This is a genomic window from Pseudactinotalea suaedae (assembly GCF_009733815.1).
In the GTDB taxonomy this organism is placed as follows: Bacteria; Actinomycetota; Actinomycetes; order Actinomycetales; family Beutenbergiaceae; genus Pseudactinotalea; species Pseudactinotalea suaedae.
This window is the reverse complement of sequence record NZ_WNXY01000009.1, coordinates 97,446-112,335: the sequence shown is the minus strand read 5'-3', so window position 1 is coordinate 112,335 and position 14,890 is coordinate 97,446. Positions and strand designations below refer to the sequence as shown.

General features: G+C 72.4%; 11 protein-coding genes. 6 read left to right on the top strand and 5 right to left on the bottom strand.

Annotated features, from left to right (window positions below):
- The first annotated feature begins 1 nt into the window (after position 1).
- Genes GPA04_RS15355 through GPA04_RS15345 form a run of 3 tightly spaced genes read left to right on the top strand, consistent with a single transcriptional unit; the run spans position 2 to position 2,495 of the window.
- Positions 2–847: an amidohydrolase family protein gene (locus GPA04_RS15355; RefSeq protein ID WP_156225076.1), complete on the top strand. Its 846-nt coding sequence runs from the start codon at positions 2–4 to the stop codon at positions 845–847.
- Complete coding sequence (locus GPA04_RS15350; protein WP_156225075.1) at positions 844–1,917, top strand: Gfo/Idh/MocA family protein; 1,074 nt, start codon at positions 844–846, stop codon at positions 1,915–1,917. Before GPA04_RS15355 ends, GPA04_RS15350 begins: the two co-directional genes overlap by 4 nt.
- A 35-nt stretch (positions 1,918–1,952) precedes the next feature.
- Positions 1,953–2,495, top strand: coding sequence for an EVE domain-containing protein (locus GPA04_RS15345; protein ID WP_156225074.1), 543 nt, complete (start codon positions 1,953–1,955; stop codon positions 2,493–2,495).
- Positions 2,496–2,525: 30 nt separating this feature from the next.
- Here GPA04_RS15345 and GPA04_RS15340 read toward each other — a convergent pair whose 3' ends face one another.
- The gene (locus GPA04_RS15340; RefSeq protein ID WP_156225073.1) at positions 2,526–3,542 is read right to left on the bottom strand and encodes a LacI family DNA-binding transcriptional regulator; all 1,017 of its coding nucleotides are present in this window, start codon (positions 3,540–3,542) and stop codon (positions 2,526–2,528) included.
- An 82-nt stretch (positions 3,543–3,624) separates the two neighbouring features.
- Between GPA04_RS15340 and GPA04_RS15335 the strand changes: the two genes are divergently transcribed.
- Positions 3,625–5,709 carry a hypothetical protein gene (locus GPA04_RS15335; RefSeq protein ID WP_156225072.1) on the top strand — a complete coding sequence of 695 codons (2,085 nt, stop codon included), beginning with the start codon at positions 3,625–3,627 and terminating at the stop codon, positions 5,707–5,709.
- 200 nt (positions 5,710–5,909) lie between these two features.
- Complete coding sequence (locus GPA04_RS15330) at positions 5,910–6,902, top strand: glycoside hydrolase family protein (protein WP_156225071.1); 993 nt, start codon at positions 5,910–5,912, stop codon at positions 6,900–6,902.
- Between the two features lie 70 nt (positions 6,903–6,972).
- On the opposite strand, the gene GPA04_RS15325 is transcribed toward GPA04_RS15330, so the two are convergent.
- The 4 genes from GPA04_RS15325 to GPA04_RS15310 all read right to left on the bottom strand — a co-directional run bounded on the left by GPA04_RS15325 (position 6,973) and on the right by GPA04_RS15310 (position 13,723).
- Positions 6,973–9,042: a beta-galactosidase gene (locus GPA04_RS15325; protein ID WP_156225070.1), complete on the bottom strand. Its 2,070-nt coding sequence runs from the start codon at positions 9,040–9,042 to the stop codon at positions 6,973–6,975.
- Positions 9,039–11,909, bottom strand: a complete 2,871-nt coding sequence (locus GPA04_RS15320; RefSeq protein WP_156225069.1) for a glycoside hydrolase family 2 TIM barrel-domain containing protein — start codon at positions 11,907–11,909, stop codon at positions 9,039–9,041. Before GPA04_RS15320 ends, GPA04_RS15325 begins: the two co-directional genes overlap by 4 nt.
- A gap of 222 nt (positions 11,910–12,131) precedes the next feature.
- Positions 12,132–13,067, bottom strand: coding sequence for a hypothetical protein (locus tag GPA04_RS15315; protein WP_156225068.1), 936 nt, complete (start codon positions 13,065–13,067; stop codon positions 12,132–12,134).
- Positions 13,064–13,723, bottom strand: a complete 660-nt coding sequence (locus tag GPA04_RS15310) for a hypothetical protein (protein WP_156225067.1) — start codon at positions 13,721–13,723, stop codon at positions 13,064–13,066. The genes GPA04_RS15315 and GPA04_RS15310 overlap by 4 nt, the downstream gene beginning before the upstream one ends.
- Before the next feature lie 91 nt (positions 13,724–13,814).
- Between GPA04_RS15310 and GPA04_RS15305 the strand changes: the two genes are divergently transcribed.
- A complete protein-coding gene (locus GPA04_RS15305) occupies positions 13,815–14,885 on the top strand; it encodes a VIT1/CCC1 transporter family protein (RefSeq protein WP_156225066.1) in 1,071 nt (356 codons plus the stop codon).
- The last annotated feature ends 5 nt before the right edge of the window (positions 14,886–14,890 follow it).

Genomic DNA, 14,890 nt, shown 5'->3' with positions numbered 1-14,890 from the left:
GGTGATCGACGCCCATCTGCACACCTGGGACCGCGCGCGGTCCCGCTACGCCTGGCTCGACGGCGCACCTGCGCAGCTGCAGGCGGACCACTCGTTGGACCAGGGCTTCGCCGCGCTCACGCCGTTCGGGGTGGAGCGGGCGGTGCTGGTGCAGGCGGACGAGACGCTGGCGGAGACCGCCTACCTGCTGGAGCTGGTCGCGGTCGACGCCCGGCTCGCCGGCGCCGTGGTCTACCTGCCGCTCGAGGACCCCGGCACGGTGGCCGCCCAGCTGGCGACGCTGGCCGAGGACCCCGGCTTCGTCGGCGTCCGCAACCTCACGCACGACCGGCCCGACCCCGACTGGGTCCTGGGCGCCGAGGAGCGCCGCAGCATCGGGCTGATCGAGGCCGCGGGTGTCCCGCTCGACTACGTGGCCGTGCTGCCGCGTCACCTCGAGAACCTCGTCACGCTCGCACGCGAGCACGCGGACCTGACGTTCGTGCTCGACCACCTCGGCACCGCTCCGGTGGGCCTGCCCGACGACGACTGGTCCCGTTGGCAGGGCCAGCTCGCCGAGATCGCTGCGCTGCCCAACGTCGTGGCGAAGGTGTCGGGGATCTACCGCCGGGACGTGGCCGAGGCCGCGGTGACACCCGAGCAGATGGAGGCGGTGCTGGGTGCCGCCCTCGCGGCGTTCGGTGCCGACCGCCTGCTGCTGGGGAGCGACTGGCCGGTGTGCACGATCTTCAGCGGGGCCGAGGCCACGATGCGCGCGCTCGTGGACGCGGTCGCAGCGTTGCCGGCCGCGCAGGCCCAGGCGCTGCGGTCCGGGACCGCGACGCGGATCTACGGGCTGGCGGAGTGACGTTCCCCGAGCTGACGCCGGACCCCGCGTACCTCGCCGACCTCCCGACCGCGCCGCAGCCGATCGTGCTCGTCGGCGCGGGCGGCATCGCGCGTGACGCGCACCTGCCCGCCTACGCCAAGGCCGGCTTCCCGGTCGCGGCGGTCGTCGACCGCGACCCCGGGCGAGCGGCCGAGCTGGCCGCGGCGTTCGCCGTCGAGCGGTGCTACGGGGACGTCGCCGATGCGGTGGCCGCGCACGGGACCGAGGCGATCTACGACGTCGCGGTGATGCCGGACGCCTTCGCCCCGATCCTGCAAGCGCTGCCCGACGGCGCGGCCGTGCTGCTGCAGAAGCCGCTCGGCTACAGCTACGCCCAGGCGCAGGAGCTGGCGGGGATCGTCGAGCGGAAGCGGTTGACCGCCGCCGTCAACACCCAGCTGCGGTTCGCGCCGCACGTCGCGGCGGCGCGGCGGCTCATCGCGCAGGGGGCGATCGGCGACTTGGTCGACCTCGAGGTGCTGGTGCGGGTCGAGACGCGGTGGGAGCTGTTCCCCAGCGTGTTCGGGCTCGAGCGCATGGAGATGCCGATGCACTCGGTGCACTACGTCGACCTGGTGCGCTCGTTCGTGGGCGACCCCAGCGGCGTCAGCGCCGTGACGGTGGGGCACCCCGCCAAGCCCGACCTCGCCAGCACGCGCACCGCCTACCTGCTGCACTACGCCGACCGCCCGCTGCGGGTGAGCATCAGCACCAACCACGACCACACCTTCGGGCCGGAGCACCAGGAGGCGTCGGTGCTGTGGCACGGCACCACGGGCGCGATCCGCACCCAGCTGGGCCTGCTGCTGGACTATCCCCGTGGCGGCCCGGACGTGCTGGAGATCGGTCGCGGCTCCGGATGGGAGCAGATCGACGTCGAGGGTTCGTGGTTCCCCGACGCCTTCATCGGCTCGATGGGCGCGCTGCAGCGGTTCGTGACCGGCGAGTCGTCGACCCTGCCGACCGCGGTCACCGACGTCCTGCGCACCATGGCGGTCCTCGAGGCCGCGCACTCCTCGAGCCGGGCCGGCGGCCACCCGCTCCCCTGAACCGCACCCAGCTGTTGACGCGAGAGGAAGCCCTCATGACCCTTCCACCAGGAGGCGAGCCGCGCCGCGTCAACGGGCAACCGTTCGGCGCGTGGGTGGTCAAGGCCAACCCCGCGCTCTCCGACGTCGACGCCCTGCTCGCCGCCGGCGGCACCGACATCGCCGGCTGGTGCGTGCAGCAGAACTACCGATCGCATCTGATGAGGCCGGACGACCTGGTGTTTCTCTGGATCAGCGGGGGCAGCAGGACCGTGGTCTCGGGGTTCTGGGCCGTGGGCCTTCTCGAGGATCCTCCGCTCGTGGCGGACGAGGCAGCCGAGAGCACACGGGGCGCCGCCGCGGCGCCGAAGGCCGGACTCGTGGCGCAGCTCACCCTGGCGGTCGTCGAGAGTCCGGTGTCACGCGCCGCGTGCCAGGCCGATCCCGTCCTCGCCGAGATCGAGGTGCTGAGGGTTGCGCAGATCGGCAACCCGAGCTTCCTCACGCCGGAGGGGCGCGACCGGCTGCTGGCCCTGATGCAGACCAGTGCCCCGCGCCGGATCACGTCGTCCGCGAGCAGCCGCGCCGAGACGTCGTAGCCGCCGGCGCGGTCGGTCTCGCGTCCGACGTCAGACGGTCGGCGGGGGCGCGGTCGAGGCGCGGAGGACCAGCTCCGGCGCGGGGTCGTCGACGAGGCGGGCGGTCGGGTCCGGGGCGTCGAAGCTGGCGAGCAGGACGTCGACGGCGGTCGCGCCGAGCTTGGCCATCGGGAGCTTGACCGTGGTCAGGGCGGGCGCGCAGGTGATCGCGGGCCAGATGTCGTGGATCGCCACGACCGAGAGGTCCTGCGGCACCCGGACGTCCATCTCGGCCGCCTCGGTGATCGTGCCGATGCCGGCGTTGACGTTGCCGACCACGAGCGCGGTCGGCGGGTTCTTCCGGCTCAGCACCAGCCGAGCGGCGTCGCGTGCCGACCGGTAGGTGTACCCGAGGGAGGTCGTGTGCTCAGGTGCCAGGCTCAGCCCGGCCTCGGCCAGGGTCTTCTCGACGCCGGAACGGCGTCGGTCGTTCGAGTCCGACGTCGGCACCCCGCCGATGTACCCGATGCTTCGGTGCCCCAGCTCCAGCAGGTGGCGGGTGGCGAGAGCACCGGCGGCCACGTCGTCGATCGCGATCGTCGACATGCCCTGCACCGGTCCCGAGTTGATCAGCACGGTCCGTTCGGGGTGGCTCAGCGCCCGGGCCACGAGATCGATCGGCGCGTCGTCGCCCTTCTGCAGCAGCACGCCGTCGACGAGTCGTTCGCTCAGCAGCCGCGTGAAACCGTCGCTCCCGGGTTGCATGCGCGGGCTGGAGGCGAGCAGCACCGAGTAGTCCTGGTCGAGCGCCCGCGACTCCACACCGTTCACCAGATCGGTGAAGGTGGCGTTGGTGACGTCGGGAACCACGAGCGCGAGGAGGTGGGTGCGCGAACGGCGCAACGAGCGCCCGGCCGAGTTCGGGGCGTAGCGCAGCAGCCGCGCGGAGTCGAGCACGCGGTCCCGCGTCTCAGGGCGGATCCGGATCGACGGGTCCGCGTTGAGCACCCGGGACACCACCGAGACCGACACACCCGCGTGCCCGGCCACATCTCGTAGCGTCACCATCCCTGGATCGTAATAGCGTGGGCAAGCACCTACACAAACGTTTCACCACCGCCTGGTGGTGACGAACGAGGAGTCAGCGCACGTGATCGACCGAGCAGCCGTGATCCGCCGTCACACCATCCGGTACGACGCCCCGCGACCCGAGGCCCCGCTCTCGGTCGGCAACGGCGAGCTGGCCTTCACCGTGGACCACACCGGGCTGCAGACCTTCGCCGACCGCTACGAGCGCGACGCCGCGCGCGCTCGCGGTGAGGTCGCGATGCCGCTCGGGACGCAGGCGCAGTGGGGCTACCACTGGGCGCCGAACCCCGAGGGCTGGCGGCTGAGCGACACCCTCGAGCAGTACGCGGGCCCGCACGGCCCCATCGAGTACCCCACCGCCTACGACTACATGGAGGACCGCGAGCAGTCGGCGGCGTCCGGCCGCGCCGCGGGCTACTACTACTGGGTCAACCCGCAGCGGCTGCACCTGGCCAGGATCGGCCTCCTCCTCGACGGCCGGACCCCTGAGTGGGACGAGATCACGGTGCGCTCGCAGGAGCTCGACGTGTGGACCGGCATCGTCACCAGCCGGTTCGAGCTCGTGGGTGTCCCGGTCCAGGTCCGTACCGCCGTCGACCCCGAGCGCGACGCGATCGCGTTCGCGATCGACTCGGCGCTGCTCGACGGCGGACGTCTCGCCGTCGAGATCGCCTTTCCGAGCGTCGAGGAGAGCTTCGAGGCCCCGCCGGTGTGGGACCGCCCCGAGTCGCACATCACCACGCTGCGCCGCGACGGCGGTGCCCACGTCTGGGACCGGCGCGTGGACGAGGCCACCTATCAGGTCCGCGCCGCGGGCCAGGTGGTCGTGTCGGGGGAGGGGCACCGCTGGACCCTGACGGCCGACGGCGGCCGATTGAGTGCCGTCGTCGAGCTCGCCGCGGCGCTGGGCACCGACGTGCTCGACGACGCCGAGACGGTCCTCGCCCGGTCCGAGCGCGGCTGGGCGGACTTCTGGAGCAGCGGTGCCGCGCTCGACCTCGGCGCCAGCACCGACGAGCGGGCGCACGAGCTCGAGCGCCGCATCGTGCTCTCGCAGTACCAGACCAAGGTGCACTGCTCCGGGAGCACGCCACCGCAGGAGACCGGGCTGGTGTGCAACAGCTGGGGCGGCACCTTCCACCTGGAGATGCACTGGTGGCACGCGGCGCACTTCCCGGCCTGGGGACGCCCCGAGCTGCTCGAGCGAAGCCTGGACTGGTACCGCGAGATCCTGCCGGTCGCGAAGCGGATCGCCGCCGATCAGGGCTTCCGGGGCGCCCGGTGGCCCAAGCACGTCGGACCTGAGGGCATCGAGAGCCCGAACGTCATCGGGCCGCTGCTGCTGTGGCAGCAGCCGCACGTGATCAGCTACGCCGAGATGCTGCGCATGGGTGCCGACGACGCCGATCACGCCGCCGCGGTGCGTGACCGCTACCGCGACCTGGTTGACGAGACCGCCGAGTTCCTCGCCTCGTTCGCGCTCGCGGGGGAGGCCGGGGCGTACCACCTGCCGCCGCCGCTGATGCCGGCACAGGAGGTCTACGGCGCGCGCGAGACCTGGGACCCGCTGTTCGAGGTCGCGTACGTGCGCTGGGCGCTGGAGACGGCGCTGGCCTGGCGCCGCGCCGACGACCGCGAGCAGCCCGCCGAGTGGGCGAGGGTCGCCGCCGGACTGCGACCGGTGGTCAGCGAGGACGGCCACTACGACGCCGTGCAGAACCCGCCGCGCACCGCCTACCGGGACCACCCGTCGATGCTCGGCGCTCTCGGGGTGGTCCCCGACACCGGCGCGCTCGACCACGACGCGATGCTCCGGACCCTCGAGCGTGCGTGCGCGCAGTGGGACTGGCGCAGCGCCTGGGGCTGGGACTTCCCGATGATCGCCATGTGTGCCACCCGGCTCGGCCGTTCCGACATCGCGCTCGACGCGCTGCTGCGCGGGGAGGCCAAGAACACCTACCTCGCCAACGGCCACAACCAGCAGGTGCCGCACCGGATGCCGCTGTACCTGCCGGGCAACGGCGGCCTGCTGATGGCTGCCGCGCTGCTGTTCGCCGGTTGGGTCGACCGCGACGGGTCGCCGAGGCGGGCCGACCTGCCCGAGGGGTGGGTCGCCGTCGCCGAGGGTTTCGCCGCGCGCCCGTGAGGCGGCTGAGCCGGGTCGGCTGGGTCGGCGTCACGACGGCGCCTGCCCATGCCCGCAGGACCGGGCTGCCCCAGGGGCACGGGAGTCACCATCCAACCGGCCGACGCGCAGGAGGCCGGGTCTGTTGGCAGCAGACAATCGTTATCCTCGATCCGACAAGCATGGTTCGGCAGCCATGACGTGACCTTCAGGAGGACAGCGTGAGCACCGACCCTGCGGCCAGGTTCGCGACCCCGCACAAGAGCTCGGAGCTCGTCCTCGAGCCGACGTTCGTGGCGGGCGACTGGCGCTCCCACGGTGTGGACTGCCCGTTCGTGTTCCACCTGCAGGGCCGACTCGGCATGACCGTGGTGGGGTGGGACGGCATCGGGTACCAGACGGGGCTGTCGTGGTTCGACGGGACGTCGTGGTCGGAGCCGCAGCTCGTGCTCCCGCGCGAGCCTGGCTCGGTGCACCGCCGCTACAACGCCGCGCTCACCTCGATCGTGCGCGAGCCCGACCTGCGGGGCACCGGCGAGCTGGTCGCCGTCGACGGCTGGTACTACGGGACCTATCACGCCTACCCCGGTGAGGGATACGAGTCGGGTCCCGGGGTGATCGGGATCGTGCGCAGCCGCGACCTGCTCACATGGGAGGAGCACGGCGAGCTGGTGCTCCCGGAGGACGGCGCGGAGTGGGAGCGGGGCGGGCTCTACAAGTCGTGGCTGATGCACCACGAGGGCGAGTTCTGGCTGTTCTACAACGCCAAGGACGACCGTGAGCGTGGCTGGCAGGAGCAGACCGGTGCGGCCCGCTCGGCGGACCTGCACCGCTGGGAGCGCGTCAGCGCCGAGCCGCTGGTCCGCAACGGCGAGGACGGAGCCATCGACGACCGGTTCGCCTCCGACCCCTGCGTGCTGCGCGACGGGGACCTCTGGGTGATGTTCTACTTCGGTCTCAGCAGCGACGGCCGCGCCCGCGAGACCTTCGCCACCTCCACCGACCTGCTCACCTGGGAGCGCTCGGAGCACGTGCTCATCGACGTCGGCCCGGAGGGCAGCATCGACTCCGCCTACGCCCACAAGCCGGCTGTCATCACCCACGACGGCCGCCTGGAGCACTACTACTGCGCGGTGTCGCTGCTCCGCGAGCCGGTCATGATCGGCGGCTACCGCCAGCGCGAGCGGCGGGGTATCGCCGTCGCCCGCTCCTGACCCGAGCCCTGGCGGTTCTCGTACCGTGGCGCGGTTCTCGTAGGGTGCCCGCTACGAGAACGGCGCGGCGCTACGAGAACGACGTGGTGAGCTGCTCCCACAGCAGCCGGACGTCCCAGCCGCCCAGCTCGAGCTGAGATTCCTGGGTGCCCTCGGCGTCGTGCTGGCCCTCGGGCCAGGGGATCGTGACGGGTTCGCCGGACCAGTTGAAGTACAGGTGCACGCGCTCGTCCGGCCCCGTGGCCGAGCTGTGGGTGACCGACGCCGCCTCGCACGTGAAGCGGCCCAGCCCGCTGCGCTCGGCGACCCCGGCGAGGAGGTCGACGGCGGCGCGGTCGTCCGGCACGAAGCCCACCGTGGTCACCCGACCGGGTCCCTGGGAGGCCGTGGTCGCCGCGACGAACGCGGCCAGCTCGGGGTGGTCGTAGCGCGCGAGCACCTCGGTGCTGGCGCCCGCGGGCTCGAGCAGCTCGGCCCAGCCGTGCGCGGCCCCGATCACCGCACCGTCCGGACCGGAGACCGGGACCGGCTCCCGCAGCGTGGTGAACTCCTGGTAGCCGGCGCCCGCGAGGTCGGCGAGGCCGCCCGGCTGCTGCTCGCGTCGTGCCACCGCCCACTCGTCGGCGTACCCGCTCCGCGGACCGAGCACGAGGTGACCACCGGCGGCGACGTACTCGCGCAGCGTGGCCAGGACGCCGTCGGGCGCTGAGTACAGACCCGGCACCACCAGGACCGGGTACCGCGCTGCCAGCTCGGCGCCGCTCGGCAGCGCGCGGTCGTGCAGCACGTGCGCCTGCAGCCCGGCGTCGAAGGCGCCCTTGTAGAACGCCTCGACGACGCGCTGGTAGCCCCGCGAGTGCGGCGCCGCAGCCTCGTCGGGGAACACCGGCTCGAACGCGAGCGCGTACTTCGACGGCGTGGAGAACACGAACGCGACGTCGGCGTCCGGGGTGGTGGCAGCCACCCGCTCGCCGAGCTCGCCGATCTCCTGACCCAGCTCGGCGATGTTCCGGTACACCCGGCCCGGGCGCTGGTCGTGCGGGAGCACGCCGACCCAGTGGGTCTCGGTGCCGTAGTGCAGCGTGTGCCAGTGCCAGTACTCGATCAGCCGGGCGCCGCGGCCGATCTGCGCCCAGGCGGCCTGCCGCCACTGCCCGTCCCATCCGGGCTCGCTGACGTTGGAGAAGCTGATCGCACCGGCGTTGGTCTCGGTGACGAGGAACGGCGCGTGGCGCGAGCCGAACATCCGGTCGGCCTGCAGGAACACGCTCCACGTGCCGTCGGTCATCCACGACTGGGGGCGGGTGGGCGCGGGGTGCGCCAGGCCGTCCTGCATCCGGTAGTAGGCGTTGCCGGCGGCGATGTCGAGCTCGGTGGCGATCCGGAGGTCGTCGGCCGCGACGCGGTCGTAGGCGATGCACGTGGTCAGCCACTGGTCCTCGCGGGCGAGCTCGCGCACGATGCCGGCCTGCCAGCCGATGAACTCCGCGACCACCTCGCCCTGGAACAGCCGCCACGCGAGGTCGTACTGAGGCTGGGCGTTGCCGTCCGGGAGCCACAGGTCGTCCCAGCTGCTGAGTTGGTGCGACCAGTACACCAGGCCCCAGCGGTCGTTGATCTCCCCGACGTCACGGAACCGCTCGGCCAGCCAGACCTTGAAGGCGGCGAAGACGGCCGCGTTGTGCAGCAGCAGCACACCGGGCTCGTTGTCGAGCTGATAGCCGACGACGGCGGGATGGTCGGCGAACTCGGTCACCATCGTGCGGATCACCCGCTCGGCGTAGTGCCGGAACGTCGGGTTGGTGACGTCGATCTCCTGCCGCGCACCCCACGGGCGGCGCACCCCGGTCCTGGTCTCGGCCGCGATCTCGGGATGGGCGCGAGCCAGCCAGGGCGGCGCGGCGTAGGTCGGGGTGCCGAGGATGACGTCGATACCGTGCTCGGATGCGGCGTCCAGGACCTCGCGCATCCACGCGGTCTCGAAGCGGCCGTCCTCGGGCTCCCACGTGCTCCAGGTCGACTCGCCCACGCGGATCACGGTGAACCCTGCCTCGCGCATCAGCCGCATGTCCTCCGCGAGCCGTGGCGAGGGCTGGTACTCGTGGTAGTAGGCGGCGCCGAAGCCGATCGGTGCCCTCATGCGCTCACCACGGCCAGCTGCAGGTGCAACTCGGCGGGCGTGGGGCGCAACCGGTGCTGCGGCAGCACGCCGGGCCCGCACGCCGCGCTCCCGACCCCGTGCACCGCCGCGTTGAGCGAGAGCACCAGACGCCCGGTCTCACCGAGCTCGTCCGGGTGCGCCGCGGCGTCGAGCTCAGAGTCGCTCCACGGCCGCAGCGAGAACGAGAACGGTTCGCCGGCGATCTGCAACCAGTGCTCGCCGTGCTCGATCCAGAGCGCGCGCACGTCGCTGCGGACCCCGTTGTCCTGCGGGCGCAGGTAGTGCTCCTGGAGGTCGGTCACGGTGCCATCGAACCAGCCCAGCCGCATTCCCGAGCCGGTGTCGGGATAGGTGTGATGGAAGCCGCGACCGAACCACCGCACCCGGGTCTGCGCGCCGAGGCCCGGCAGCTCGAGATCGAGGCCGAGGCGGGGAACGGTCGCATCCACGGGCCATGGCCCGAACGGCACGAAGTGGGTGTCGAGGTGCAGCACGCCTCCGTGCTGGCGCGCGTGGGTGTCCTCGGTGAAGCCGACATCCCGGCCCGCGAAGCCCCAGCGGCGGGACAGGTGCACGGCGTCGCCGTCACGGTCGAGGCGGGTGGTGCGGCCGCCGGGAGCGTGCAGGTGCAGCGCCGCCCAGGCGGCCGCCTCCGAGGTGCTGCCGAGCTCGACCTGGCGTACCGCGCGGTCGTTGTCGGTCGGGGCGCGCCAGGCGCCGAGCGTGGGACCCTCGAGCCGCACCCCACCTGCGACCAGGCTGTCGTCCTCGATCTGCCACCGCTCCGGCAGCGGCGGCCGCACCGCGGGCGTGCCCAGCAGCTGCTCCCCGAATGCGATCTCGTGCCCGGCGTCTGCCCAGCCGGCCGGCTGCGCGAGGCGGGCCACCACGGTGACGAGCGCTGCGCCGTCGGGCGGGTCGAGGGGGAGGCGGACGTGCTCGCCCGGTGCGATCGAGGGAACCTCGAGGGGCTCCTCGGTCACGACGCCGGACGCGTCCGACCACTGCGCGACGAAGGCGAGCGCTGAGGTGTCGGAGCGCTCGTACCGGTTGGTGATCGTGGCCTGCGCGGCGTCCACCCGGATCTCGACCGGCGCGTAGACGGCCTTGACGTCGAGCAGTCCCGGCCGCGGCGTGCGGTCCGGGGCGAGCAGGCCGTCGGCCACGAAGTTGCCGTCGTGGACGGCCTCGCCGAAGTCGCCGCCGTAGCCGTACCGCGGCTGCCCGTCCGGTGCGGTCGTGGCCAGTCCGTGCTCGATCCACTCCCAGACGAAGCCGCCCTGCAGCCGCGGGTAGCAGCGGAACAGCTCTTCGTACTCGCGCAGCCCGCCCGGCCCGGTGCCCATGGCATGGGCGTACTCCACGAGCACGAACGGCTTGGGTGCCAGAGCTGCGGCTTCGGCGAGGGAACGTTTCCCGACCGTGTTGGCACGGGCGCCGCTGGCGGTGCCGGCGTCGGCGTCGAACCGGCCGATCCGCTCGAGCACGTCGACGGGCGTGTACATCAGGCTCATCAGGTCGGAGTGCTCGAACGTCCAGTCGCGCTCGTAGTGGATCGGGCGGGTGTCGTCGAGGTCCAGGGCCGCCTGGCGCATGCGCTCGATGTTGCGGCCGGGGCCGCTCTCGTTGCCGAGCGACCACAGGATCACGCTGGGGTGGTTGCGGTCGCGCGCGACCATCCGCTGCATGCGGTCGACCAGCGCGTCCTCGTACGCGGGGTCGTCGGCCACGTTGGCGCGGTTGCCGATCTCCACGAAGCCGTGGCTCTCGAAGTCGGCCTCGTCGATGACCCACAGGCCGAGCTCGTCGGCCAGGTCGAGCAGGCCGGGCAGCGGCGGGTAGTGCGCGGTCCGGACGGCGTTGACGTTGTGCTGTTTCATGAGCAGCAGGTCGGTCCGGATGTCCTCGAGGGTGACGGCGCGGCCACGATCGGGGTGGTGGTCGTGCCTGTTCACCCCGCGGAACCGCACCGGCACGCCGTTGACACGCAGCTGTGCGCCGGAGATGTCGATCGTGCGGAACCCGATCCGCACCTCGGCGCTCTCGCCCGCGGTCTCGACCCGGAGCGTGTACAGGTGCGGGTCCTCGGCGGACCACGGGCGCACCTTCGGGATCGTCACGGGTTCACCGGCGCGGATGGTCCCGACCTCGACGCCGACCAGCGAGATCCGCGGCACGGGGTCCTCGGACTCGACCTCCACCGTGAGGGTGCCGCTCCCGGTGGCGACGTCGAGGTCGGCACGCACGCGCAGGTCGTCGATCGCCAGCGCGGGGCGCAGCAGCACGGCCGCGGGGCGGAAGATCCCCGAGAGCCACCACATGTCCTGGTCCTCGAGGTAGCTGGAGGCGCTCCACTGCACCACCCGGACCCGCAGGTCGTTGCGGCCGGGGCGGGCGTGGGCGGTCACGTCGAGCTCGTGAGTGTTGCGGCTGCCCTTGGTCTCGCCGACCCAGGTGCCGTTGAACCAGATCGCTGCGGCGTTGTCGATGCCGTCGAAGCGCAGCAGGACGCGCCGGCCTGCCAGGTCCTCGGGCAGCTCCACGTCGCGCTGGTAGTCGCCCGCGGGGTTGGCGTCCGGCACGTGCGGCGGGTCCACCGGGAACGGGTAGGTGACGTTGGTGTACGCCGGTGCGCCGTATCCCTGCAGCTGCCACATCCCGGGGACAGCGATCGTGTCGTCGCCGCGCTCGGGCAGCTCGGGGGCGCGGTCGGCCCGCGGGTGGTAGCGGAACCGCCACTGCCCGCCGAGGTCGATCTCGACGGCGTCGCTGCTGAACCGCGCGCGTGGACGGTTGCTGCCCCGGCCCGGGGCGGGGGAGGTGATCAACTGGTGGGTGCGATACATCCTGAGCGCGCACGCAGGTGCGTGACACGCGAACAAACGTTTTACCCCGACTGTAGCGTGCACCGCTGCAGGCGCGCAATCCCGCGAGATCGGACCTGCGGCTCGAGATCGCACCGCCGGGGTCCGATCTCGAGCCGCAGGTCCGATCTCGTCGTGCGGGGTGAGGCCGGCGTGGGGCGTGCCAGCAGGGCGTGCAACGCGGCTACGGGGTCGCGGAAGGCATCACTGCGACAGCGCCTCGACCAGCGCATCGACCGTGAGCTGTCGGTAGCTGGTTCCGGCGGCGTCGAGGTGGTGCCGGTCGAAGTAGTCCCGACCACCCATGTGCTTCATCGGTCCGATCGTGCGTAGCGTGATCCTTCCCGCGTGCTTCGCCTTGTGCCAGTCCGAGAGCGGGGCCGTGGGCCAGCGTCCGGGGAACACCAACGGCCCCAGCATGTGGGTGCGGTCCTTCGACCCGTAGAGGTGCCACACGTGCTGCACCCGCTGCAGCGCGGGGTCGTCGCTGAGCACGCCACCGATCGAGATCACCGAGATCGGCACCCCCAGCGCCGCCAGGTACCAGGAGCAGCCGAGCGCGATCTGACCACCGCCGCTGTAACCGATCACCGTGACCGGGGGCCGCGCCTCCCAGTCGTAGCCGTGCCGCGTCAGCGAGGACGCGATCTCCTGGGCGACGGCGAGGTTGTACGTCGGCCCGTAGCGCGGATCGGCGGAGACCAGCACGCGCAGCGCGTTCCGGAGGTTGATGAGATAGGACGCCACCTTGGCGACCGGGATGCGCTGCAGCCGACGCAGCACCTTCCAGAACCACATCGAGGCACGCTGGGTCAGGCCGCGGTTCTCCACCGCGTAGGGGAAGACGTCCGCGGCGATCGCCACGTCGGGCAGCTGCTCGGCGACGGCGTCGAGCACGGCGCGCTCGCGCCGCGAGCTGGTGGACCCGTCCACGGCGCCGATGCCGGAGAGGTACACGACGAACCGGCGAGGTTGAGGACTCAGGGGCGTGACGCCGTCGGGCTCGATGTCGGCGCGGGTGAGCTCGCCGAGCACCCTGTCCTCGGCCCGGCGGGCCCACCAGCGCATCGACTCCAACGGTGCGAGGAACGCGAACGCGAGCAGCAGCGCGAGCAGCCCGGCGAGCAGCATCGCGATCACGGCCGCCGCTCCTGTCGCTCGAGCGGCACGAACGTGGCACCGGTGAGGATGTCCTGGGCCGTGAGCAGCGTGGCGTGACCCGTGGCGAGCGTCCACACCCGTGAGCCGACCGCCACGAGCGGTCGGGCCAGCAGCCGCGAGAGCAGCTGGCTCAGGAACCAGCCGCCGACGGCGATCGCGAGCGCCGGCCAGCGACCGACCCCCAGCACCGGGGAGAGCAGCGCGACGAGGGCGAGCACGCTCCAGATCTCGAGCAGCCTCGCGATCCCGAGCCCGAGGTGCGGGACGAACACGAGGAAGCTCAGCACCAGCGGTGCGAGCGCGAACAGGTAGGTGATGGCGATCATCTCGCCGTCGATGCCGCCGCGGGTGATGCCCCAGGCGGCGAGCGCGATCGCGGTGGCCGACAGCATCCGCAGCACCGCCATGAACACCGCACCCAGCGCCATCCCGGCCAGCATCCGCAGCCCGCTGACCCGGTTGATCGCGAACACGACGACGTTGCCCAGCATCATCGACAGCCCCGCCAGCACGGCCACGCCGATCGCCGGCGCCCACACGGCGTCATGGGGATGCGTGAGGCGCGCAGGCGCGCGGAAGGCCCACACGTCGCCCACGGCGGCCAGCACGGCCGACAACAGCTCCAGCACCGACATCAGGGGCCATCCTCCCGGTTGAGCGCGCGGTGGGGAAGCGAGGACGACCCCGGGGTCCGGTCGGTTCGCCGTCGATGCCAGACTTGATCCCGTGACGATCTCGCCCCCGAGCCGCTCTGACATCCAGAAGTGGCGCCGCTACCTCGCCGAGGAGCGGGCCGAGGCTGCGGTGTACCGGGAGCTCGCGGCGCGCAAGGAGGGCGAGGAGCGGGAGATCCTCCACGAGCTCGCCACCGCCGAGCAGCGGCACGCGGAGCACTGGGAGCAGCTTCTCGGCACCAAGGTCGGGCTGCCGTTGCGACCCTCGGTGCGCTCGCGGCTGCTGACCTGGCTGGCGGGCAGGTTCGGGTCGGTCTTCGTGCTGGCGTTGGCTCAGCGTGCCGAGTCGAGGTCCTCCTACGCCACGGACGTGCACGCGACCGCGGCGATGGCCGCCGACGAGCAGATCCACGAGGAGGTCGTCCGCTCGCTCGCCCAACGGGGCCGGGCGCGGATGTCCGGGACGTTCCGGGCCGCCGTCTTCGGCATGAACGACGGTCTCGTCTCCAACCTCGCCCTGGTCCTGGGGATCGGCGCCACCGGCGCCTCACCCGCCACGATCCTGCTCACCGGCATCGCCGGTCTGCTCGCCGGCGCGCTCTCGATGGGGGCCGGCGAGTACGTCTCGGTGCGCTCGCAGCGCGAGCTTCTCGCCGCGTCCACGCCGAGCCCGAAGACTCACGGTGTGCTCCCCGACCTCGACGTCGACGCCAACGAGCTCGCGCTGGTCTACCGCGCTCGCGGCATGTCGCCCGAGGAGGCGGCACAACGCGCCGAGGACCGTCTCGCCGCCGCCCGCCAGGGTGTCGAGCCCGAGCGGCACGACGGCCCCTCCCACGAGGAGATCGGCTCCGCGTGGGGTGCCGCGCTGTCGAGCTTCTGCTTCTTCGCCTCGGGCGCGGTGATCCCGGTGCTGCCCTACCTCGTGGGTCTCGAGGGCCTGACGGCGGTGCTGGTCTCAGCCGGTCTCGTCGGGGTGGCGCTGATGGTGACCGGGGCGACCGTGGGCGTGCTCTCCGGCGCACCGCCGATGCTGCGCGCGCTGCGCCAGCTCGCGATCGGCTGGGGGGCGGCAGCAGCGACCTACGCCCTCGGGCTGCTGTTCGGCACGACGATCGCCTGACGCGG